19 protein-coding genes and 2 pseudogenes are annotated in these 22,628 nt (G+C 31.3%); 9 read left to right on the top strand and 12 right to left on the bottom strand.

The window, feature by feature from the left end; genetic code table 11:
• The 5 genes and pseudogenes from ACZ76X_RS18915 to ACZ76X_RS18895 form a co-directional block, all read right to left on the bottom strand.
• On the bottom strand, positions 1-705 hold a 705-nt coding region (locus tag ACZ76X_RS18915), incomplete at its 3' end, for an ABC transporter ATP-binding protein (RefSeq protein WP_479851359.1).
• 170 nt (positions 706-875) lie between these two features.
• On the bottom strand, positions 876-2,054 hold the full coding sequence (locus tag ACZ76X_RS18910) for an ABC transporter permease (RefSeq protein WP_479851358.1): 1,179 nt from the start codon (positions 2,052-2,054) through the stop codon (positions 876-878).
• A 2-nt stretch (positions 2,055-2,056) separates the two neighbouring features.
• Positions 2,057-2,731 (bottom strand): ABC transporter ATP-binding protein, encoded by a 675-nt coding sequence (locus ACZ76X_RS18905; protein WP_479851357.1) that lies wholly within the window; start codon positions 2,729-2,731, stop codon positions 2,057-2,059.
• A complete protein-coding gene (locus ACZ76X_RS18900; RefSeq protein WP_479851356.1) occupies positions 2,728-3,828 on the bottom strand; it encodes an efflux RND transporter periplasmic adaptor subunit in 1,101 nt (366 codons plus the stop codon). The genes ACZ76X_RS18905 and ACZ76X_RS18900 overlap by 4 nt, the downstream gene beginning before the upstream one ends.
• Before the next feature lie 274 nt (positions 3,829-4,102).
• Positions 4,103-4,356 (bottom strand): annotated as a pseudogene (locus ACZ76X_RS18895) (sensor histidine kinase); the annotation flags it as partial.
• Between the two features lie 144 nt (positions 4,357-4,500).
• Here ACZ76X_RS18895 and ACZ76X_RS18890 point away from each other — a divergent pair.
• Both ACZ76X_RS18890 and ACZ76X_RS18885 read left to right on the top strand, forming a co-directional pair.
• Positions 4,501-4,854 carry a CPBP family intramembrane glutamic endopeptidase gene (locus ACZ76X_RS18890; RefSeq protein WP_479851355.1) on the top strand — a complete coding sequence of 118 codons (354 nt, stop codon included), beginning with the start codon at positions 4,501-4,503 and terminating at the stop codon, positions 4,852-4,854.
• Between the two features lie 540 nt (positions 4,855-5,394).
• Entirely contained in the window at positions 5,395-5,649 is a 255-nt protein-coding gene (locus ACZ76X_RS18885; RefSeq protein WP_479851354.1) for a hypothetical protein, read from the top strand.
• 386 nt (positions 5,650-6,035) lie between these two features.
• Here the strand turns inward: ACZ76X_RS18885 and ACZ76X_RS18880 are convergent, their stop codons facing one another.
• The 5 genes from ACZ76X_RS18880 to ACZ76X_RS18860 all read right to left on the bottom strand — a co-directional run bounded on the left by ACZ76X_RS18880 (position 6,036) and on the right by ACZ76X_RS18860 (position 11,065).
• Positions 6,036-6,251 carry a DUF2164 family protein gene (locus tag ACZ76X_RS18880; RefSeq protein ID WP_000403244.1) on the bottom strand — a complete coding sequence of 72 codons (216 nt, stop codon included), beginning with the start codon at positions 6,249-6,251 and terminating at the stop codon, positions 6,036-6,038.
• 297 nt (positions 6,252-6,548) lie between these two features.
• The gene (locus ACZ76X_RS18875; RefSeq protein ID WP_479851353.1) at positions 6,549-7,751 is read right to left on the bottom strand and encodes an MFS transporter; all 1,203 of its coding nucleotides are present in this window, start codon (positions 7,749-7,751) and stop codon (positions 6,549-6,551) included.
• A gap of 74 nt (positions 7,752-7,825) precedes the next feature.
• Positions 7,826-8,875, bottom strand: coding sequence for a Gfo/Idh/MocA family protein (locus ACZ76X_RS18870; protein WP_479851352.1), 1,050 nt, complete (start codon positions 8,873-8,875; stop codon positions 7,826-7,828).
• 17 nt (positions 8,876-8,892) lie between these two features.
• Positions 8,893-9,753, bottom strand: coding sequence for an HAD-IIB family hydrolase (locus ACZ76X_RS18865; RefSeq protein WP_479851351.1), 861 nt, complete (start codon positions 9,751-9,753; stop codon positions 8,893-8,895).
• Entirely contained in the window at positions 9,740-11,065 is a 1,326-nt protein-coding gene (locus tag ACZ76X_RS18860) for a DegT/DnrJ/EryC1/StrS family aminotransferase (protein WP_479851350.1), read from the bottom strand. Before ACZ76X_RS18860 ends, ACZ76X_RS18865 begins: the two co-directional genes overlap by 14 nt.
• 98 nt (positions 11,066-11,163) lie before the next feature.
• Between ACZ76X_RS18860 and ACZ76X_RS18855 the strand changes: the two genes are divergently transcribed.
• The 7 genes from ACZ76X_RS18855 (at position 11,164) to ACZ76X_RS18825 (ending at position 19,367) form a co-directional block, all read left to right on the top strand.
• Positions 11,164-12,153 (top strand): LacI family DNA-binding transcriptional regulator, encoded by a 990-nt coding sequence (locus ACZ76X_RS18855; protein WP_479851349.1) that lies wholly within the window; start codon positions 11,164-11,166, stop codon positions 12,151-12,153.
• Between the two features lie 378 nt (positions 12,154-12,531).
• Positions 12,532-14,040, top strand: coding sequence for a spore germination protein (locus ACZ76X_RS18850; RefSeq protein WP_479851348.1), 1,509 nt, complete (start codon positions 12,532-12,534; stop codon positions 14,038-14,040).
• Positions 14,027-15,130 carry a GerAB/ArcD/ProY family transporter gene (locus tag ACZ76X_RS18845; protein WP_479851347.1) on the top strand — a complete coding sequence of 368 codons (1,104 nt, stop codon included), beginning with the start codon at positions 14,027-14,029 and terminating at the stop codon, positions 15,128-15,130. Before ACZ76X_RS18850 ends, ACZ76X_RS18845 begins: the two co-directional genes overlap by 14 nt.
• Entirely contained in the window at positions 15,127-16,245 is a 1,119-nt protein-coding gene (locus ACZ76X_RS18840; RefSeq protein ID WP_479851346.1) for a Ger(x)C family spore germination protein, read from the top strand. Before ACZ76X_RS18845 ends, ACZ76X_RS18840 begins: the two co-directional genes overlap by 4 nt.
• 738 nt (positions 16,246-16,983) lie before the next feature.
• Positions 16,984-18,099 carry a response regulator aspartate phosphatase gene (locus ACZ76X_RS18835; protein WP_479851345.1) on the top strand — a complete coding sequence of 372 codons (1,116 nt, stop codon included), beginning with the start codon at positions 16,984-16,986 and terminating at the stop codon, positions 18,097-18,099.
• On the top strand, positions 18,099-18,260 hold the full coding sequence (locus tag ACZ76X_RS18830; protein ID WP_479851344.1) for a hypothetical protein: 162 nt from the start codon (positions 18,099-18,101) through the stop codon (positions 18,258-18,260). The genes ACZ76X_RS18835 and ACZ76X_RS18830 overlap by 1 nt, the downstream gene beginning before the upstream one ends.
• A 732-nt stretch (positions 18,261-18,992) precedes the next feature.
• A complete protein-coding gene (locus ACZ76X_RS18825; RefSeq protein ID WP_479851343.1) occupies positions 18,993-19,367 on the top strand; it encodes a hypothetical protein in 375 nt (124 codons plus the stop codon).
• Positions 19,368-19,853: 486 nt separating this feature from the next.
• Here ACZ76X_RS18825 and ACZ76X_RS18820 read toward each other — a convergent pair whose 3' ends face one another.
• A complete protein-coding gene (locus ACZ76X_RS18820; protein ID WP_479851342.1) occupies positions 19,854-20,189 on the bottom strand; it encodes a hypothetical protein in 336 nt (111 codons plus the stop codon).
• A gap of 1,540 nt (positions 20,190-21,729) precedes the next feature.
• Positions 21,730-22,278 (bottom strand): annotated as a pseudogene (locus ACZ76X_RS18815) (fascin domain-containing protein).
• Positions 22,279-22,628: the final 350 nt, after the last annotated feature.

The following is a 22,628-nucleotide window of genomic DNA, read 5'->3' as shown; positions in this document are numbered from 1 at the left end:
CTGTTTACGTGTTAATTCCCCACGATGTAATTCTTTACATAACTCACCATCTTTAATGAAAATAACTCGTTTACAGTAACTTGCCGCAAGTGCGTCATGCGTTACCATTAAAATGGTTGAGTTATCCTGTTCATTTAACGACTTCATACTTTCTAATAAATCTGTTGCTGACTTAGAATCAAGCGCCCCTGTTGGCTCGTCACCAAAAATCATACTTGGATTGGTAACAATTGCACGAGATGCTGCGCAGCGTTGCTTCTGTCCCCCAGATACTTGGTATGGAAATTGATTTAAAATATGCTCAATCCCAAACTTCTTCGCAATTTTCAAAACGCATCGATCAATTTCGCTTGATTCCACTTTTGATAGCGCAAGTGGGAGGGCAATATTCTCTTTCACCGTTAGCGTATCTAATAAATTATAATCTTGGAAAATGAAACCTAAATGATTGCGGCGGAATAATGCCAACGTATCATCATTCATCTTCACGATATCTTTTCCATCAATTAAAATCTCACCGTTCGTCACATTATCGATTGTAGAAAGAACATTTAATAGCGTCGTCTTGCCTGAACCAGAAGGTCCCATAATTCCAACGAATTCACCTTCTTTTACTTGTAAGTTAATACCTTTCAACGCTTCAAATGTATTTCCGCCTGTGTCATATACTTTTTTTATATTTTTTGCTTCTAATACTGTTTTCATTTTTATATTCCTCTCTTCTCTTCATATCTATAGCCAAAAAAATCTATATAAAATTAGAATTAAGATTGCTTTACTTTTGGGTTACCTTATGAAAGTCCTTATTTTAAAAGAGTAAATACTAATAGGTGTATTTACTCTTTTTTAAAACATCTTACCTTTCACCTATACTATTATTCATAACGAAGACAATCAATTGGGTCCAATTTAGCTGCTTTATTTGCTGGAAGTATACCAGAGGCAATACCAATTAATACAGATATCCCAACAGATAGTAGACCGAGATTTATGGATATAATGAATGGCCATCCACCTACGAATGCAGCTATCCAAGCAAAGAACATACCTAATCCAAAACCAATTGCCCCGCCCAACGCCGTTAAAATACAGGATTCAATGAGAAATTGCATTAATATTTTTCTTCGGGTCGCACCAAGTGCTTTTCGAACACCTATTTCACGTGTACGCTCTGTAACGGATACAAGCATGATATTCATCACCCCAATACCACCTACGATTAAAGAGATTCCAGCAACGCCAGTGAATACCATTTCTATCGTATTAAATGATTCTTCTACGACCAGATCGTTTTGTTTCTCATCCAATACTGTAAATAGATGCTCAAATTCTAGTGGTTTCAATCCATTTAATACAGATACAGCTTGTTTCCCTACAGTTTCTCGCTCACTAGAAGAAGATAACTTAATTGTCACTGCATTATATTCCTCAACCCCTGAAATCAACGGTGCATTGTCAATTGATGTATATCCTGCATGCACATTTGATTGCCATATATTATCGTATTGGTACACCCCGGCAATTTTATATGGTTTTCCTTTTATATCTATATACAAATCATCTTCCCAAGCATCAAACAATTTTGTAAATAAGGCTTCACTGAGAATTACAACAGGAATGGGTTTTGCCAGTTCAGTCTCTGTTAATTCACGCCCATGTACCATCCTTAGTTTGTGATCCTGCATAAAATTACCTGTTCCCACACTTAAATTAAGAGAAGCTTCTTTTGATCCCACATATGCTTTTACGTCCATATTCACCTGTGGGTAAACGTCCTTTACACCTGGTATTACTTGTAATTGCTTTACCATATCTGGTGTGATCTTCGCTATTTCTAGCGGAAAATCCGGATTGATATACTCTATCTTGATTTCATCCATATGGCGGCTCTCTTCAATCTCTTTTTGCATCTTTGCAGTATTTCCATCACCCATTGCAAGAATCGTAATAATTGCACTGATTCCAATAATAATTCCTAGCATTGTTAAAATGGATCGCATTTTATGTGCAAAGATAGAAGATATAGCCATACGTATATTTTCATTCATATTCAAATTCATTTCCTCCAATCTTGAACAATGTTTCCATCACGAATAACAATTTGACGTGTTGCGGCTTCTCCGATCTCACGATCGTGGGTAATCATAATAATGGTTGAGCCTTGTTTGTTTAATTCGTAAAATAGATTTACAATTTTTTCACTTGTTTTCGTATCTAGTGCACCTGTTGGCTCATCTGCCAAAATAAATTTCGGGTTATTTACAATAGCTCGTGCGACTGCAACACGCTGTTTTTGACCACCCGACAATTCATTTGGCATGTGGGTAGCGTGATTAGCTAAACCAACTTTTATTAAGGCTGCTAATGACCGCTCTTGTCTTTCTTTTTTATCGACTCCAGCATAAATAAGAGGTAGTTCTACATTTTGAAGTGCTGTAAGTCTCGGTAATAACATAAAGTTTTGGAATACGAATCCAATCTCTTTATTTCGAACATGTGCGAGTTCTGTTTCAGACATATTTGAAATATTTTGACCAGCTAATTCGTACGTACCTGTTGTTGGCTTATCTAAGCAACCGATAATATTCATTAATGTAGATTTGCCAGAACCAGATGGTCCCATGATAGAAGCGAAATCTCCTTGATTCACCGTTACATCAATTCCGTGTAAAATTTGAATGGATTCTACACCATTTTGAAAAGATTTTGTGATTCCCTGTAAGTTAATCATTGCGTGGCAACCTCCATACCATCTTTTAGATTTACAGTAGGTTTAGAGATAATTTGCTCTCCTTTTTTCACTCCTGTAACTTTTGCTTCACTACCCGTTTCGAATTCAACCGTAACAGGTTGTTCTTTTGTTTTTCCGTCTTTTACTACGTAAACAACCGTTTTATCTCCTTTTTTCAAGATGCTGCTCTTTGGGAGGACTGTGCCTGTTGCTTCACCTGATCTATTTGTTACGTATACGTGGAAGCCGTTTTGTAACCCTTCACTATTATCTAATGTGACAGTGAATGGATAATTAGAAACTGTTTTGTTTTCGTCCATATTCATTATCGGTGTAGAGCCGATTTCTGTTACTTTTCCTGTCCAAGTCTTACCAGAAACCGTCTTTGATGAAATCGTTACTTCTTGCCCAACTTTCATATTAGTAAGCTCATATTCAGACAGTTGACCTTTTACTTTAAATGGGCCAGCGTGACGAAGTGTAATGCCGCTCATACCAGATTTCTCATCTGAAATTTTCAAAATATCGTCAATTACACCATCGGCTGGGCTTGTTACAGAAAGTGCGTTTACCTTCTCTTTTGCTACTTTAATCATTTCAACAGCTGTTTCTACTTCAAACTTCTTCATTTCAAGTTGTGATTCTAATTGTTGAATTTCAATTTCTGATGCTTTTACTGCTTCTGCAGGAAGACCAGCAGTTTTATCTTTTTGTAGCTTTTGTTTTGCTACATTAATTTGTTTTTGCAGTAATGTTACCTCTTTTTGTGCAATTCTCTTTTGCATTTCTGTTTCCGTTATCCCTTGTCTAGCAATAGGATCATTATATTTGAAAAGAAGCTGTCCTTTTGTTACTTCATCACCTTTTTTCACAGCTAATTCATACGTACCTTTTGTTTGATTGAATGAAATTGTTTCTATACCATTGGGAATAACCTCACCGCTAAATTTTTGCTGATTATCTATTTGTTTCTCTAGCACTTCAGATACTTTATAGGTCATAATTGGCTCAGAATTCCCAGAAAACGTCATATACGCTCCAACTCCTATACCAATTGTTACTACACCAATGATGATTACTTTATTTATTTTTTTCATATTTCCCTCAATTTTTTCTATAGTTTATTTTTGAACTTAATTAATTCTTTTTTTGTAATTAGTTAATTTTTCCGGAGATTATTTATAAATTAGATTTCAAAATATAAACATATCTTTTTAAAATCGTAGTTTTATATAAATCCTAGCGCATAAGGTGCGCAATATAAAAAGCCCACTTTTTATTTCTAACTCCTCCTTGACCTAACCTATGTACAGGATAGAAGAAATTTATTAAATAAAAAGTGGGGTAAAAATTAAATATTTATTAAATTTTTCAATTCTCTTTTTTTTGAAATCTCACTTCAAATATTGTTCGTATTACATTACTCTGAACAGAAATCTTGCCGTTATGTTGCTCAACAATATTTTTAGCAATAAATAACCCAAGTCCTGTACTGTTCTTGCTTTATCACCTGTATAAAACATATCACAAAGATAGGGTAACTCTTCTTCTGGAATGCTTTCTCTATAATTAACAATCTGTACAACAACATCTCCATCTTCAATGTATCCATTCATATCAACAAACGCTAGAAAAAGGACAAGGGAAAGTATTGGATTTAATCGAAAAAATATCTTGAGCGATTTGAAACATTCTTGGCCACTTGTAATATTGGTTGGCGTGATTTTACAAGTGATTTATTTCCTTTTGTATAAAAAATATTTCCAGAAGTGTTAGATCATGTATTAGAAAGAGCTGATTTCATTGAAGCAATTAATGGGAATTTACTTTTCACTTTACTAATATTAGCTTTAGGGGAAGAAATTACTTTTAGAGGTTTAGTGCAAGGAAGACTTAACTGGCTTATAAAACCTGTTTATTCGATTTTATTATCATCTATCATTTTCACATTGATGCATATATCTATTGGGAATTTTATTGTGGTTTTAATAGATTTAATAACAATATTCATAGATAGTATGATTTTTAGGGTTATTTTCTATAAAACGAAGAATATCTATATTTCTTTGATAACTCATGCATCTGCCAATATCGTTGCTGTTTTACTTATGATGACTATTTAAATTAAGAAAATCCATTTTATATTCATTAAGCTGAGATAAATTTGTATTCAAATTACGAAAAAAACGCTATTCTTTTTGTAGAATTATACAGGAAGGATAACGCCTTTTTTTCTTTATGGATAGTAAAAAATTAGATTTAAACATCATAAATCTTTTTTTACAGCATATGTGATTGCATTTGTTTCTAATAAAACAGACTTTGCATTTTGAATAATTTTATATTCGAGCGGTTTTACTATGATACTCAATACTTCCTAACCGTATATTAATTTATTTTGATATAATAACAATTATAAAATTGGTCTTTGAAATACATATCATAAATCTATTAGTTAGTAAAAAAGACTAAATCTTTCTACCTCATTTTCATTATATAAAAGACAGTACATATCTGCTTTTAAAAATGGTCTAAGCATAAAGAACTACCATAATAGGAAAAAAGGTGAAAATTCATAAAATTGGTAAACAGCCTGTAGAAAGTAAATGGGAAGCTGAAGGACAACTAGAGAGACTTTAACACAAGGAGCGGAGCAAACAGAGATGAGTAAGCAGACATTAAAAGAATTCATGATCTTATTAGGGCTTATAGTTGTTGTTTTAGGTGTCATCATCTACAACGGAATAAGTGAAGAAGAGCGCCATCCATATAAACCATTGCACCAGGAGCAAACAGAGCAGAATCAAACAGAGCAGAATCAAACAGAGAAGGACAACCCTTATTTGAACGATAAGAAGCGCCAACAGATTAACGAATTGTACAATTCTAGGGATGAGATTGAAAGTAGAATGAAATAGTATAATTCGGTTATAAGGCTCTCACATCAATTGTGAGAGCTTTTTCTATTATAGATATAAACATACATTAGTAGAGTTATAGAAATGCTTATACTCATCAGGTATTTGCAATTTGGAGTATCGCCACATCACTATTTGGCTAAAATTTTATAGAATTTAAAACAGAAAAATTGTAGATTTTCAACTGTAGATGTTAATTTTCTGGTTTTGGGGTATTTGTTTTTATTAGCTTGATGGATGTGTGGTGCTACCTCTATAATGAAAACACCCATCCTTTATCATTTATAAAATTGGATGGGTGTTTTGTGACGCTTTAATTATTCTATTCTTACTAGGTATTAAGATATCTAAAATGATACCTTAGTTTTTCAATTGCCATTTAAAGTCTATTGACTGTATATATCTTTCTCTATATTCTTTAACAACATTTCCAACCTATCCCTAGTAACTTGATTAAAATGTGGATTTAATTCCTTTATTATGAATTCAAGTAACTCATAGCTTATGTATTCACCCAATTCCAGTGAATATTGTTCAGCCAAAAAAGACTTTAATTTTTTAGAGATATCAATCTTATCCTTTTTACTAATCTTTATCTCCATTCGATAACAAACTCCTCTTAGATTAATCTTAAAAGCTAATTAAAATAACTTTTTATTATTTATGAAAATCTGTTATTTACTACCTTATTTTATATACAATAAGGCATTCTTTTCATAACATTCAATTACCTGAGAACTGGCCAATGTTGCATATCATTTTTACTTTTGAAGTATCTCTGTTTTATATATTACATAGCACAATATATAAAACAAAGCCCAAATACAGAATTTTTAACTTTATCAACCTTTTTAGGTATTGCAATTAAAATTAAATTTTGCACATTATAAAAATTTTTTCTATAAATTTTTCATACTTTCTACCTTTTTGGCACTTTCATTACCGTAAGTTGCAATTTTCCTCATTTTTAAAATAATACACCCTAGACTCAATGCAAAAAGTGAAAATATCCCAAAGGTAACAGTTATAGTATTTAATGATAGACTCCAGCTAATTAAGAAAGATACTAGTGCCCCCCCTAAACTGGCCGATGCGATAAATAAACTAGTCACTTGATCAATATTATTTTCCATAATACGGGAAGCTAGGATTAATGTTATTGGGAATACACCCGCGATGACTAAACCAATAATGAAGATGACAAACAAATACATACCTGTACCTCTAACAAAGGGGAATAGAAATAATAGAATCACTAATGAAAAACAGCTAGATGTAATGTATGTCCAATAATTAAATTTATGAGCTAACTTACCTACAAGTATTCTTCCTATAACTATTGCTAGCCAAAAACAAGATATACTTACTGAACTGATTAATTCATTATTGGTAACAATCATGATTGTAGATAAAAAATTTGCAAGATTGGTTTCTATGCCTGCATATAAGAATGCAAAAAGTGAAATAAAGAATATAACTTTAATCTTTTCACTTTTAAATTTAAGAGTGAATGAGGAAAGGGATGCTCCTACCTTTTCATTTTTTTGAGGAGAAAAATTTAAAAATTTTGTACGTCCAAACATGTACCAAACAAATAGTGTAAAAATAAAGAATAGTAATATTCCATAAAGAATAAAATACCACTCATAAAATTTTATTATATAATTAACTAGTAACGGAAACCCTAGCGCCCCAACCCCAAACCATACTTCGAGAATGCTAAATTTAGCAGCACTATTCCTTTCTGCTGAAATAATAAAGGAACCCACCGTAGTTTCTAACAAACCTGCTCCATAGCCTAATACAAAGCAAATAACCGCTAAATATGACCATTCTTTAATATATATAAAACCTCCTAGGACGATGGACATAACTAAAACACCTAATGTTATTGTTTTAAAATAGTGATACTTTCTTACTAGTATGGGTGAACTTAGAACACCAAATAAAAAACCCGTAAATTGAAAAAATATTAAAACACCTAATTGATCAGGAGTTCTTCCGTAATATTGTATTAATGAAGGAATTAAACTACCGATACAAACATGTATGATTCCTACAATAAAATAAAACAAGCAACCATAATAAAATATTAACCGCATCTTTTCTCAACTCCAATCCAAAATAAAAACAGGGATTTAAGTAAAAGTTCTAAACCCCTGTTTTTACCATAAAACTAAATAGTTGCTACAGATTGTTCTTTATTACTACTGCTTTTATCAAAAAACATATCCAATATAACTTGTGAACGAAATCCATCTTCAAATGTTGCTACAGACTTATCAGGCCCACCTTCCGCAGCCTTAGCCCATTCTATAATTTCACTCCTAAAAGAATCAGACCATTCAAAAATCTCATTTTCTGGATCGACTAGTAAAGGTAACGGTAAAGGGATTTCATGTTTTTCCAATCCGTCAAAGAGTATATATTTATTTGGCTCTTTAGAAGAATACTTATATTCTTTCTTCGTTCCTATTACCTCTATACTAAAACCACAATCGTTAAGAAATGAACTTTTAGATGTTGTAATATTAACAAAAACCTTATTATTCAATTGGCCATAAACCTCAGCATAGTCATCAACAAAAACTGGTTTGCTTTCTTTTTCCTTAACATTTGTTTTAATTTTAGTTCGAACAGTATCCTCTCTAAAATCACTCTCAAATAAAAACCATAATAAATCTATTAGATGAATTCCTAAATCTCCCAAGGCCCCACTAGTTCTATTACTTTGAGAATCATCTCGCCAAGTAAAGGAAGTTCTCCTAAAAGCGCTATTTTTTTTAAAATGCAACCTTACCACTACTATTTCCCCTAATTCTTCATTTTGAATGAGTTGCTTTAAAGCCTTAACATAGGATAAGTAGCGATAGTTAAACCCCATTGAAGCGACTAAATTGGTATTTTTCGCTATTGTCATCATGTATTTTGCTTCTTCACAAGAAATTGCCATAGGCTTTTCACATAACACATGTTTGTTTTTTAATAACGCTTGAACTGCTTGAGACCTATGACAAAAATTCGGCGAAGATATTATTACCCCATCAACTACTTCAAGTAACTCTTCATAGCTATTAAAAACCTTCCCGCCAAAATCCCCTACCAACTTTTGGGCATTCTCATTATTAACATCATACACTCCAACTAATTTACAACTATCAACAGTTGATAATGCTCTAGAATGAGCTCTTGCAATACTTCCTGCACCAATAATCCCAATATTCATTAAATGAACATCTCCTTTTAATTAATAATGTGCTTTAGAGTATTTAAAATTCCAATCGAGTATTCACCTTGAGCTAACATTGAGTGTGTTTTTTTAGCCTCTTCTGTTGCATTTTCTACTAAATAGCCATGCCTTACAGCTTGTAGCATCCTTAAATCATTCCCACTATCTCCAAAAGCAATGGCATTTGTTTTATCTAGTTCGTACTTGTCTAAAATAAACTTCACTATCTCATCTTTACCTGTTCCAAGTGGAATAAAATCTACATCATAGCAATTTTCTGGGTCACCGGCTAATGGGTTACATTTGTTAATATTAACTCCAACTTGGAATATTTCTCCGATTTCTTCTATCTTTTCTAAATTCTTCGCATCAATTAATTCATTTTGCTCTTCATAATAAAAATTAAATTTGTACTTAGAACTTCCTAATTGTGTCTGAGGTCTTAAAAAAATCTCATATTTTGATTCTAGCAATTTAAGAATTCTTTCAATCTTTGAAGAATCAAAACCACCCTCTATAATTCTTTCCTCCCAAATTTGATCATCAATAGTAGTCCCATTACTATCAAAGTACGTTATTTCTGTACCTAATCCACTCGCCACAAAATGAGGAAAATACTGAATACCACCCTTTTTCATTTTTTCAACAATTGATTCTAAACTACTTCCCGTTACCCAACCAATTGCTAAATCCCCTTTACTTCCGTGTTCAAATAAATACTTTTCTAACAATTTCATATTGCTTCTTTTAGAATCATCCATGTTATGAGGATAATAAGTTTCATCAAAATCACAGAACACTACATACTTAGGCTTTTTAACTTGTGGTAATCTTTCGAAATTTAAAGACTGTAAAACTTCATTACTTATTGACATTGAATAATCCCTCCAGAACGAAATTTTGCTCTTCTAACATCATATTTGGATGTAAAGGTAAATGTAATATTTCTTTATGAACTTGCTCTGTATTTAACATATTGTTTTGCAAGTAATTTTCCTTTATCCATTTAGTATTTTGTTTATGAGATAATATTGGATAATAAATATCTGTTTCAATGTTATACAATTGGTACAATTTATTTTTCAACTCGTCTCTTCTTCCATTTTCAACTCTAATCGGAAAAAGGTGCCAGACATTATCTTCTGTCATTGTAGGTAGCTTAATTAGTTCTCTATCTTCCAATTCTTTTAAATTATGTATATATCGTTGAGCTAAATACGCCCTTTTAAAATTGTTATATGATAAGTACTTAATTCTTTCCAAACCAATCGCTGCTTGCAAATTATCAATTTTAGAATTGAATCCAAAGTCTAATACCTTTTTATTTTTTGTATCAATTTCAAATCCATGATAACTATATTGATTGCAACGAATGGCAAGAGTTTCATTATCCGTAACTATTGCCCCAGCCTTACCACATACTCCAAAATTCTTATATGGGTTAAAACTAAGAACAATAATATCTCCATATTCTCCAAGATTTGAAGAACCAATAGCTTGACATGCATCTTCAATAACTCTTAATTGATATATATCGGCGATTTCACGAATTTTTTTCATTTCACATTGTTTACCATACAAATGAACAGGTAAAATGCATTTAGTTTTTTGGGTTATAGCTTCTTCGATTTTAGACGGATCAATACAATAACCCTTCTGATCTATATCTACATAGATAGGTTTTGCTCCGACTGCTAACACGGCATTTTCAGTAGCCGCAAAACTATTAGCTGGCATAATTACTTCATCTCCCGGCTGAATACCAATAGATAGCAATGACGCCATAAGAGCATCTGTACCACTGCTTGTTGCAATTACAAACCTTTTATTTAAATAACTTCCGATTACTTCTTCTAGCTTTTTTGAAAATGGCCCACTTGTAAATTGACCTGTTGGTAAGACATCTTTTAAAACTCCAATAATTTTTTCAACCTCATCTTGAGTAATTAACCGATTAACTGGCATAAATTCTATTTTCTGTATATTTTTTCTGCTATAATTGAAAATATCTTTTTCTATATCAATATCTATTTTCAATTTATTTTCCCTAAATAATTTCTCTTTCATCTTGTGATTCGGTAATATATTACTAATTTCAAATTCTTTTTCTTTTGTTTCCCCCTGTAGGCACTTTAATAAAGCTAAATTGTCTTTACTATGCCCAGAAATTGTAGTAAGAGTTTTCACGTTAAATCACCTCTAAGAAATTATTTTGAAAATCATGAGTAGACTATATTTTATGTTATCGATTACATGTCAACATTTTTTTTACGGAGGGTTTATCTATGGTAACAATTAACGAAATAGCTAAGTTATGTAATGTATCAAATGCTACGGTTTCAAGAGTTCTAAATAATCATCCTTATGTAAATCCAGAAAAACGTGAGAAAATAATAAAAGTAATGAAAGAATTTAACTATACTCCTAGTTCTATTGCTAGGAATCTTAGGATAAATAAGACACAAACCATTGCTCTATCAATTCCAAATATAGATCATCCCTTTTTCGGAAAATTGGCTAGAGAAATTTCTAAAGAATTATTAAAACACAATTACAAATTACTAATTTATCAGACTTTTTATGAGAAAAAAATAGAACTGGAATTACTTTCATTACTAAAGAATAAAGCTGTAGATGGTGTAATTCTCGCATCCCTAGAAAATAGTTGGGAAAATATAGAGCATTATTTAGCATATGGGCCCATATTACTTTGTAATGAGTATGAGGAAAATGCACCTATTCCAATAATTTGTTACGATGAATTTGAAGCTGGATACAAGGCTGTTAAACATCTAATAAGCAAAGGTCATAAAAAAATTGGCTTTTGTTTTGACTCTCTTAATAGTCAAGCACAATTAAAACGCCAACAAGGATATTTGCATGCCTTAAAAGAAAAACAATTACCATGCAATAAAAATTGGCTATTTGGAGATGCAATTACTATTAATGATGGATTTAGAATTTTTGAGAAGCTAGATAAATTAAAAGATAGACCTACTGCATTATTTACTGGAAATGATCAAGTTGCTGCTGGAGTCATTAAAGGAGCTACTATTAAGGGGTATTCTATTCCAACTGATTTAGCTGTTTGTGGTTATGATAATCAATTAATTTGTACAGTTACAAGCCCAACAATTAGTACTATTGATATTCCAATTGTTGAACTGAGTAAACGAACCGTTAACGAGATTCTACTATATATAAATACAGATGAATCTATTAAACGTAAAATTATTGAATATCCTACAAACTTAATTATCCGTGAATCGACATAATTAAAACAAAAGTTTCTGCTTAAACTTATCTAATCAATGTATTGTTCTTTTTAATCGAGCATTAAGATACGAAAAAAGAATTCTTCCTACAAAATTCAACTGATTAACCCAAAGACATTTAAATTACTACCTTAAATGCTATCTATTGTTGACAACATATTTACCAACTATGAAAAAGAGCCTATCAAAGGTTCTTTTTTATTATAATCATTCAAATTTCAACTCTATCTTGATACTTTGATTTCCACAAAAATCACCTCGATTTTTTGCTCTCAATTATTAATTTCCCTTCCTAATTTGTTTAAATTTGTGAATAATATTCCATCAAATAAAAATAATAAATACAACTAATCGTTCTATATTAAAGAGGTGTCAATTTTGTCCTTAAATGAAGAGACCTTAGAAACTAAAACAGATAAAACCATTGGAAAGATCCAAACAAGTAGCTTAAAAGAACTTAAAAATACATTAGATAATATCTTTGATATTAGTGCTGATTTAATTGAACACCCTTTGCAACTAAAAACAAACACGAATATTTTACTATATTATTTTGAAGGCCTTACAGATGGTGTCGCTTTAAAAAGCAATGTTGTTACCCCATTATTACAAAAAGTAAATGAAGACAGTCAAATATTTAATTCTAATATTATTGCTACTCATACCAAAATAGTATATACATGGAATGAAATTAAAGAAGGATTACTTGAGGGTCAATGTGTTTTGTTTATGGAAGGAGAAAATCGGTCACTTCTAATAAATACAAAAGGCTGGGCAGAAAGAGCAATTCAAGAACCAATTTCAGAAGTTACTATTAAAGGGTCACATGATGGATTTATTGAAAATGTCACAAAAAATATAGGCTTAATTCGTCGATATCTCCCTTCTTCAGAGTTAAAAATCAAAAAGCTGTCGATTGGTGAACGAGCCACTTCTTCAGTCTATATAATTTACTTAGGTGATGTTGCGAACACAGATGTAGTCCAAGAAGTAGAAAATAGAATCTGTAGAATTAAAACGGATGCGGTATTAAGCATTGGTGAACTAGCTAATTTTACAAAAGACCAGAATTGGACTCCCTTTCCACAGGCTTACTTGAGTGAACGTCCAGATGCCATTTCTAATCATATTCTAGATGGCAAAGTAGCAGTATTAATAGATAGATCTCCAAGCGCAATGATTGTTCCAATGAACTTAATCGGATTCTTTCAAACTCCAGATGATTACAATATCCATTGGTTAATTGCATCATTTTTTCGCTTATTACGCTTTTTAGGATTTATTATTGCTATATTCTTACCTGCAATATATATCGCTATGGTCTCATTTCACTTTGAAATCATTCCTATAGATTTATACACTTCTATTGCAACGTCAAGAGTTAAAGTACCTTTCTCTCCTTTATTGGAAGCTTTTTTAATGGAAATCACATTAGAAATGCTTCGTGAAGCTGGGATTCGTCTGCCACAACCGATTGGACAAACAATTGGTATTGTTGGAGGGATTGTAATTGGGCAGGCGGCTGTTCAAGCTGGGCTTGTGAGCAACGTTATGGTTATTATCGTTTCAATTACTGCTATCGCATCATTTATTGTGTCTAATTATGATTTATCAAGTTGTATTCGCCTTATTCGATTTCCAATGATGTTATTCGCCTACTTTTACGGAATTTTAGGTATTGTTAGTGGCTTAATGCTTTTATTCGCTCATTTTGTGTCCATAACTTCCTATGGTTCACCGTACGGATTGCCAATTGCACCATTTCGTTTCCAAGAATTAAAAGATTCTTTTATAAGATTTCCTATTTCCATGGTCAACACTCGCTCTAGCGTAGGGCAAACAAAACAAAAAAAGAAAAAAGAAGGCGGTTCTCATGGAGAATCTTAAATTCAAAAACATAACCTTATTCGAATTTATTATTTTCATCCATTCAATACAACTTGCATCGGGTATGTTAATTATGCCAAGCCCACTTGCCAATACTGCTGGCACAGATGGCTGGATTTCTATCATTTTAGGATGGGTAATTACTTCTATAATTGGGGTAATTATTATACTAACGTTAGAAAAAAATCCTGAGAAAACTTTCAAACAAATTTTAATAACGTATTTCGGTAAATGGCTGGGTACAGTATTCATACTTTTATATGCTTTATACTTATTTTTTGCTGGTTTTAATACTTTATTAAAAGCTACAGATATTGTAAAGGTCTGGATATTCCCCTCAACCCCAGCTTACCAAATTGCAATATTATTACTATTGCCTTTTATTATTTTATCACTGAATGGGATTAGAGCCATCACTAATTATTCTATGCTTGTATTTTTCTTTACTGCTTGGATGCCGCTTTTTCTCCTCTTTTCATTAAAGAGTAGTTATAATCCATTACACCTGTTACCAATTGTTAAAGAGGGCATATATCCAATTATAAAGGGGGTTAAGGAAACGATTACTCCCTATGCTGGGTTAGAAATTTCATATTTTATATACCCTTTTTTACAAAAAAAACATAATGCGATTAAAGGAATACTTATAGCGAATACTGGTACTATGTTGTTTTACCTATATGTTACTATACTTTCCTTTATATATTTTAGCCCTCAGGGTATAAAGGAAATAATTTGGCCAGTATTTCATCTATTAAAAGGTGTTCGCTTTTCTTTCATAGAACGATTAGAAATTATATATATCGCTTACTATTTAATTGTATTCTCCACCACAATTTATCCGTATTTATTTTTTAGTTTAGAATCTGTGACCCCTTTCTTTCAAAAAAACGCCCGTAATTGGATCCTAGGTGTCTCTATATTATTGATTGTCGGATTATTTATTTTTCTAAACCCAAATGTGGAACAATATATATTTCTATATAGCCTTTGGGATATCTCAAATATCATTTTCTTTCTTATATTACCAGTGTTTTTTTTCATTTATAGTATTCTTTTCACATGGTTAACTAGGAGGAATCAGCTTTGATTCGAAAATGGATATTAGTTGTAATCTGTTGCATATATTTAATTGGTTGTAGTCCAAGAATTCCTCTCGAGAATGTTTCCTTAATCCTTTTAATCGCATTGGATAGAACTTCAAATGGAGACATTAGAGTGGGCACTAGCATACCACTCTTTCACAATAAACAGTCAAGAAATACTATAGAGCACTGGGCCCAGGCATCAACTGTGTATAATGGATTCAGTAAGATTGATACACAGCTAACAGGCTATATGACAGCTTCGAAAGCTGAAATCATTTTAATTGGAAAAAAATTAGCCCAAGAGGCCAATTGGATGAAAGAACTTGATGCTTCTTATCGTGATCCATATGCTACCATTAATGCTAAAGTAGTGCTTGTTGACGGATTTACAGAAGATGTTTTTAAAATTAATAAACCTTCTCTACCGTCTTATATTAATGATGTGATTGAATCTTCAATTCAAAATAATCAATCCATTTCTTCTACCATTCAACAATTAATAAGAGAACAAAATGAATCAGGAATGACACAAACTCTTCCACTTATCAAGATGGGAAACAACGATATTAATACATTAGGAATTGCATTTTTAGATGGACAAGGAAAATACTTAACTCAAATCCCTAAAAAAGATGTTAAATTTTTCAACCTTTTAAATAAATCCAAAAGCAAAGGCCGGATGATACTACACCTTGTACTTCCGCCTAAAAAAAACAACCAAAAACCAAATACTTCTATCTTAGTGCAGGATGCGATTCGGAAAATAGATGTTAATTTTCAAAAAGGAAAATTTATATTTAATTTTGATATATATGCCAATGTAGCTTTAATAGAAAAAACAAATCATAATTTAGCTAATAGGACTTTTGATAATAAAAATAACATATATAATTTAGAAAATGAGATCCAAAAAGAGCTTAATAAAAAATTAAAAACTATGCTGAATGAAATACAAAAGAATAAAATCGATCCAATTGGGTTATCATTATATGCTAGAGCTTTTCAATATAAAGAGTGGAAAAAGGTAAAAGGAAATTGGTTACAAGCGTTAGCAGAGGCTAAAATAAATGTAAAAACACACATCAAAATGAAAGATACTGGGACCATTAGAAATTAGACTAGCATTTCATAGCATTTCTCAAAGGAATCACATATTGTTCTAGTGATTCCTTTGTTCTGGGAGAATAATGCCTATCTTTAACGAAAATACATTAATTAAAATGATTCATTTATTTGTGTTAGTTATGAAAAAAATCTATTCCGGTCAAAAGAGCTTAATTCAAAAAAACTTCCTACCTTCTACTTATCCTATCAGAAAAGCAAATAAGGTGAAAATTCATAAAATGTTTATTCTATAGACAAATAATTTTTAGAATCATCTTTCCAGAACAGTTAAAGGAGATTTTCTCTCTTATGCACCTTGTCCTCTCCCAATCTTTAATTTGCCTTTAATCAACGACAAGAACAAATCTTTAAAATAGTCCATCTTCAGTATAAATTCACATAATTTTCAAACATAAAATTCTAAATGCTAATACTCGTTATATAATGAAAGCAAGCCATAAGTAAAATAGTTTCTCTGTTACGAGTAATGAGATAGTCTGTTTCACCATTTTACATCATCTAAAAAAACTTGTAGAAATTCCTACAAGTTTTTTTCTTTATTCTCTTCTTATTTACATACGCAAAGTCTATACATATGTATTAAATTCTAAGTACATTCGACATAAATTGATTGTTTTTTATGAATTTTATTGAAAAACATTGTAAAATACCTCCATTTTTTCTTCTATTTTGCTATGATAGTTACAATTATATAGGATTAAGATATTTCTATAGGATGGGGGCGTATATAGTGAGTGTTTCAGTAAAGGGAAATGAGCAATTAACCTCTCTATTGAACGACTGGTATCGATCTATGCTATCTCAACAAGTGATAAAAGCTACTAATCTAAAAAAGAAAATTGACGAAAAAATTAATAAGTTAAGCATTGAGCCAAATCAAGAACGTCAGGATCAAAATTTGTTACTTTATTACTCACTACTTGAATTTCGTTACACGGTCTTAACAGATAGCCTCGGTATTCAACAAAATAGTTTTGATGCTATTAGTGATTATGATATGCCTACAGACCATTTTCTACGCTTCTATTATCACTTTTTTAAATCCATTCATTCCACTTTTATATCAAGTTTTACTGAGGCAGAGGAACATTATAAACTGGCAGAAAAGATATTAGTAAACATTCCAGATGAAATTGAACACGCTGAATTCTACTATAGAATTGCTACTTTTTATCACCATACCTATAACATGCTCGCTTCTATCGAATACGCAAATAAATCAAGGGCAATCTTTTCAAAATATGAAGGTTATGAAGTAAAAACAGCCTTTTGTAATAGTTTGCTGGGTGGCTGCTGTATCTATTTAAAGCAATACGAACAAGCAGAAGAATATCTGCATTATGCAATTGAATTACTACAACAGAATAAGGAAGAAGATTCCTTGTTATTCGTAAAAAGTACATTGGGGTGGCTGTATTCTGATCAAAGTATGTCTACGTTAGCTATTCGTCACCTTTCAGAAGTAACAGAGAAAATCCCTACACACTTCAAGGCTATCTTCCTACAAGCTAAAGAGCATTATAAATTAGGAGAACAATCAGCAGCTAGTAAGCTCATTGATAAGGGATTACAGATTTGTAGAGGAATTCATAACGAAGAATACACACACCACTTCTCTATTTTAAAAAGATTAAACGAAAATATACCATTGGAAGAATTAGAAAAAATCATCCAAGAAGGAATCTTATACTTTGAGGCAGAAGAATTATGGGAATATGTTGTCGAATACGCTGAATTATTTGCCACAAAATGTAGACAATTAGAGAACCATCAAAAGGTAAGTGATTATTTCCATATTTGTTACCAAGCAAGACGAAAATCAATTGAAAAAGGAGTGTTAAAATAATGAAAAAAATCAGCTTATTATTATCGGTTATTGCTTGTATTGGGGTTCTAACAATAGGGATTTCTCAATTTTCTAAAGCGGATCAGTTTGCTACTCATGGACATTACCCTACTCCCACATATAGTGTTGGCGATCATGGTGGTGCACCGCAACAAACTTAATGTAAGTGTATGTAAAGCCCCTCCATTCGGAGGGGCTTTACATATCAAAATTTCTCTCTCACGTATCACCCTGTACACGCTTAAGGAAGGTGAACCTTTTAGGGAAATCTGTTAAATAATAATGGAAATATGCTAACTATTATAACTACCGACTCTTCATATGCAATATTACATACGAAGAGTCTTAAATATTTTGTTATACTATTCATGTGGATTTTTCATCCGAAAATCCTCTTAAATGCATATTTATGTATATGCCACCCTAATTGATGAAAGTGAGAAGAATGTTTATCATTTTTCTCACTTTTTTATATTTAAAATGTTTGCTTGTACTAAAAATCTATAGATATTTTATATTTAAATCTTAATAATCCAAAAATATAAATAACATTATAAAAATAAACTTAAAAAGAGAATCAAACTTCGAAATTTAACCTTTGAAATCATATATTTTCTAAAAAACAATCCCACATCTTTATCAACTGTTTTTAGAATATTTAAACAATAATTCCGTATACATTCTCTGCATAAATTATTCATTTTCTTATATATATGACCTACTTTTTTACTTCTGATAAATTATTAAACATTGGATTATTATACACACCCTAAAAAACATGAGATATTTTGTAGAATTTTGTCTATCAATATGTATGTACACCCTTATGTAGTGGATATAGACTGTGAGGTGTAAGGAGGTACCTTACAAAATAATGAAAAGGAGACTATAAAATGATTAGATTAACGCAATTCTCAAAGTTAGCATTTGCAACATTAATTGCGGGAAGTGGTTTAAGCATCTTTGTGCCTTCACACAGTGTACAGGCTGACACCTTAGCTCACAATTACCAAGACACTGTAAGATTCATACCACCTTCTAGTGCTAGGCAAACATTGGAACAAAAAAACACTATTGTTCCAGAATCAAAAGTTATTAAAAATCATTATGTAAAGTACTCTAAAGCACATTTCCAAACTAAAGAAAGTATACCAAAAGAGATTTATTATTCTTCAGAAGGCTTTAAGGGCTATATACAAGCAAGTACCGTTTGGGATATGGGAGATCATTTCGCAACACTATATTCCGGAACCGTTATTCGATGTTAGATTTTTAATCCCTTCTCTCCCAATGCTTATAATAATCAATAGCTCACTGCTAACACTGTAATATCTATTGTTCAAAAAATAAACCACAAAATCTTTCGATTTCATGGTTTATCAAATATAAAGATAATGCTAAACGAATACTCTAACATTACCTTCCCCAAAGTTAATTATAGAGTATTTTCAAAAAAAAGACACTCTTGTAGTGTCTTTTTTTTGATATTTTGATTTACTCCCATCTTATTTTTGTTCAATTCATATATGTAATAATGCATATTTTTTTGATTGTATATTATGATATACTCTCATTGTGAGCTGATACATAATTTCTTTAGATTGGAAAACTAAAACCTCGTTTACCCAATTTTGGGACGCCTTATGGCGTTTTTTTTTATGTTATTGAATTAAAAAACAGGACCGTAATATCATTATTTAAAAAAATTGTATACTTTAACAAGAATTCCACCTACTAACCCTTATTTTTTGCGGCTATTTATTTGTTTCAACATAATAATTTTTCATCTCGTATATGCAATAGACAATGATAGCTAAACTCCAACTGACACCATAGTAATCATGTGTGTAGAAGTCATAACCTGCCTTAATACCTTTTTCCATTACAACTAACGTAAATCCTAACGCCACCCACTTGTTAATTTTCATCTTAATATACGTTATCGCTATAATTATTAAAAATAAAATATTTGTAAGGTAGTTTATCATTAGCTCATACTTTTGCATGTATAATGCCATTATACATGCAGTGATATTAGTCGCAATACCAAAGACAACCACAGCTCCCCAAATCCTGTCCGAAATTCCCAATCCCGATTCAGTCCCTTCCCTAATAACATTCTTTTCCTTAATTCGTTCCTACACCCTATTCAAGGTATGCTGTATTATCCTTGTCTGATGAATATCTAATTATCCTTTCAAATAGAGCAAACAAAATTTCTACTCATAATTTTTTCTTTATTAGGCAAACTAGGTTTAAGCCGTTTGAACTAGCGGCTTCACTCTTCTGGTAATGAGGTAGCAATATATAGTAATTGACTAACTCATTCAGTCCATTGGCACTGGCAGACGACAAAATTGTTGTCTGCCATTTTCATGTATACTTTTTCTAAATTCATTCCAAACCATATGTTTACCGTACTGATTTTGAAAAGAATGCAATTTAATTTTTAAACAAGTAATAAAGATACGGCTCAGTCCACCTTCGGTATAGGACTTTTTCTTTTTACATATACTATTTTTGAGCCTTTTTACCAATACGTGTTCTATTGGTGTCTTGAATTCCTCCTAAAAGGGGCGGCAGATACGACTGCATGCCCTTTTTATTTATACTGCTTTTTTAAATCCCATAAAGCAATTGAGAACTAAAAATGCACTATTACATATTCTTTTCAGTCCATATTATGTTAGAATTTCTTAAGTTGTTTATTTCATAGTCGAATTATGATTTCATATCAAATTCAGCAATATGTGAGCTGTATCCCACAAGAAAAGACATCCAAAAGGTGTCTTTTCTTCTTTTAATTGAAAAACATTTTTCTTTTTCAGAAAGATCCAATTACCTCAATAGCCTAAACTCCTTATTTAAAGAAAATTTGATCACTGCGCTCCAAATTTTTCATCTATATCAACAGATAAACAATTCACTTCCAAATCATATCTCCACCAATATAATTTCTTGAAAATTTTCTGTCTTGTTCTTAAATTTGTCAAAATCCTCATATAGCTACACGAAATATATATGCTATTATGTTTTTAAGAAACTATGCGTTCCCTTAACCTTGTATCCGACCCTGTATTTTTACAGGGTCTTTGTTTATTTTATTTGGCTTATAAGAGTCATTACGCACCAAATTTCAATTAAAGCGTTTAAATGTTAGTTAGAATTTCAAAAGCTAAATCTATTAGCTTTTTAGAAAATTATAATCTAATACTAGATTTCTAAATGTATACTACACTAAAAATAGTTAACACTATACGCATAGTGTTAACTATTTTTATTGAATATTAGTAATAGTAAGTATAAAGATTATCAATTTACTATATCTTACATTTATGTAAAAATAGATGTATGTTAAGCTTTTTCAAAATCTTTCCCCTAATAAAGATTTGAAGTAGCATTTCATGATTCTCCTTACTGTTAATATGCCTTGAAAAAGAACCCGATAGGGTTCTTTTTCTTCTCATTACATTCTCAGTAGTTACTTAGTTAACATACAAAAAGGACTGACAATTACTTGCAGTCCTTTTTACACCTCAATATACACTTATATTAAGTACTTAACTCTTTATTTAGCATACATATGAACTAAACCAGTCATTATTATTTATATATAAAACACTTCAAAATTTAGAAATACACAATAACAAATCTTTCCCAACTTCCAGCTACATAACTATTAGCTGTTAATTCTCTACCACCTTTTGCTGATATAAATCTACCATTACTTAACGCTTGTAATACATATATCCCATTGTCTCCACCATTATATAAGATAAATTTTTCCCATGCCCCAATTGATGTACGATCTGCTACTACTCTACCATTCGGCTCAAACGAAACGTATTTTCCATTACTTTTTGCTTTTAAAGCAAACATATATAATTCCCCAGTAGGAATTAATTCAAATTTCTCCCATTCATTAACTGCATTACGATTTGCTACTACATTGCCCGATGGCTCAGCAGACACATATTGTAAATTTGCAGCTTGTATAGCAACAGTCCAGCTTCCATTAAATAGATTCACACCTTTTAGTGAACTCGCATTTTATTGGCCGGCTGCAAATGCATCATTCGATGGGGTTATCATCATTATCATTAGAACCATTGGCAATACCATTAAAACTAACTTTTTAAATATCTTATTACCATTCGCATGAGTTATGAACCTCTTCATTCCCATTTCTCCCTTAATTTATATAGCACTCATATACACCATACCAAATATATAAAATTTCGTAACAAAAAAGGAATCCTTTACGGATTCCTTTTTGCCTTGCACTCTTTTTCAAATAGTGCATTTTTGCACCTACTTTTAGTATATCTTATCATTCTTATAAAATAAATATGATTAAATAAAATTCACTTCTTTATTTTCATAAAAAGACATCAGTATAGAGATTAATTATGCTAGGTTCACTTACGAAAGATTTGTGTTCTTTCACCAATAATAAAACATCATAATCTCTTATAATATTACAGATAAAATAGCACATTTTTATTTTTAATACCCAGCAAAAACCTTTT

Source organism: Bacillus sp. BC05(2025) (genome assembly GCF_056725905.1).
The sequence above is the reverse complement of the archived record's forward strand: the minus strand, read 5'-3'. Positions and strand labels throughout refer to the sequence as shown.

Bases quoted from the DNA above. Each gene is read 5' to 3' on its own strand.
- ACZ76X_RS18905 (WP_479851357.1), bottom strand. From the start codon at position 2,731: ATGATTAACTTACAGGGAATCACAAAATCTTTTCAAAATGGTGTAGAA.
- ACZ76X_RS18900 (WP_479851356.1), bottom strand. From the start codon at position 3,828: ATGAAAAAAATAAATAAAGTAATCATCATTGGTGTAGTAACAATTGGT.
- ACZ76X_RS18885 (WP_479851354.1), top strand. From the start codon at position 5,395: ATGAGTAAGCAGACATTAAAAGAATTCATGATCTTATTAGGGCTTATA.
- ACZ76X_RS18880 (WP_000403244.1), bottom strand. From the start codon at position 6,251: ATGGAGATAAAGATTAGTAAAAAGGATAAGATTGATATCTCTAAAAAA.
- ACZ76X_RS18875 (WP_479851353.1), bottom strand. From the start codon at position 7,751: ATGCGGTTAATATTTTATTATGGTTGCTTGTTTTATTTTATTGTAGGA.
- ACZ76X_RS18870 (WP_479851352.1), bottom strand. From the start codon at position 8,875: ATGAATATTGGGATTATTGGTGCAGGAAGTATTGCAAGAGCTCATTCT.
- ACZ76X_RS18865 (WP_479851351.1), bottom strand. From the start codon at position 9,753: ATGTCAATAAGTAATGAAGTTTTACAGTCTTTAAATTTCGAAAGATTA.
- ACZ76X_RS18855 (WP_479851349.1), top strand. From the start codon at position 11,164: ATGGTAACAATTAACGAAATAGCTAAGTTATGTAATGTATCAAATGCT.
- ACZ76X_RS18845 (WP_479851347.1), top strand. From the start codon at position 14,027: ATGGAGAATCTTAAATTCAAAAACATAACCTTATTCGAATTTATTATT.
- ACZ76X_RS18830 (WP_479851344.1), top strand. From the start codon at position 18,099: ATGAAAAAAATCAGCTTATTATTATCGGTTATTGCTTGTATTGGGGTT.
- ACZ76X_RS18825 (WP_479851343.1), top strand. From the start codon at position 18,993: ATGATTAGATTAACGCAATTCTCAAAGTTAGCATTTGCAACATTAATT.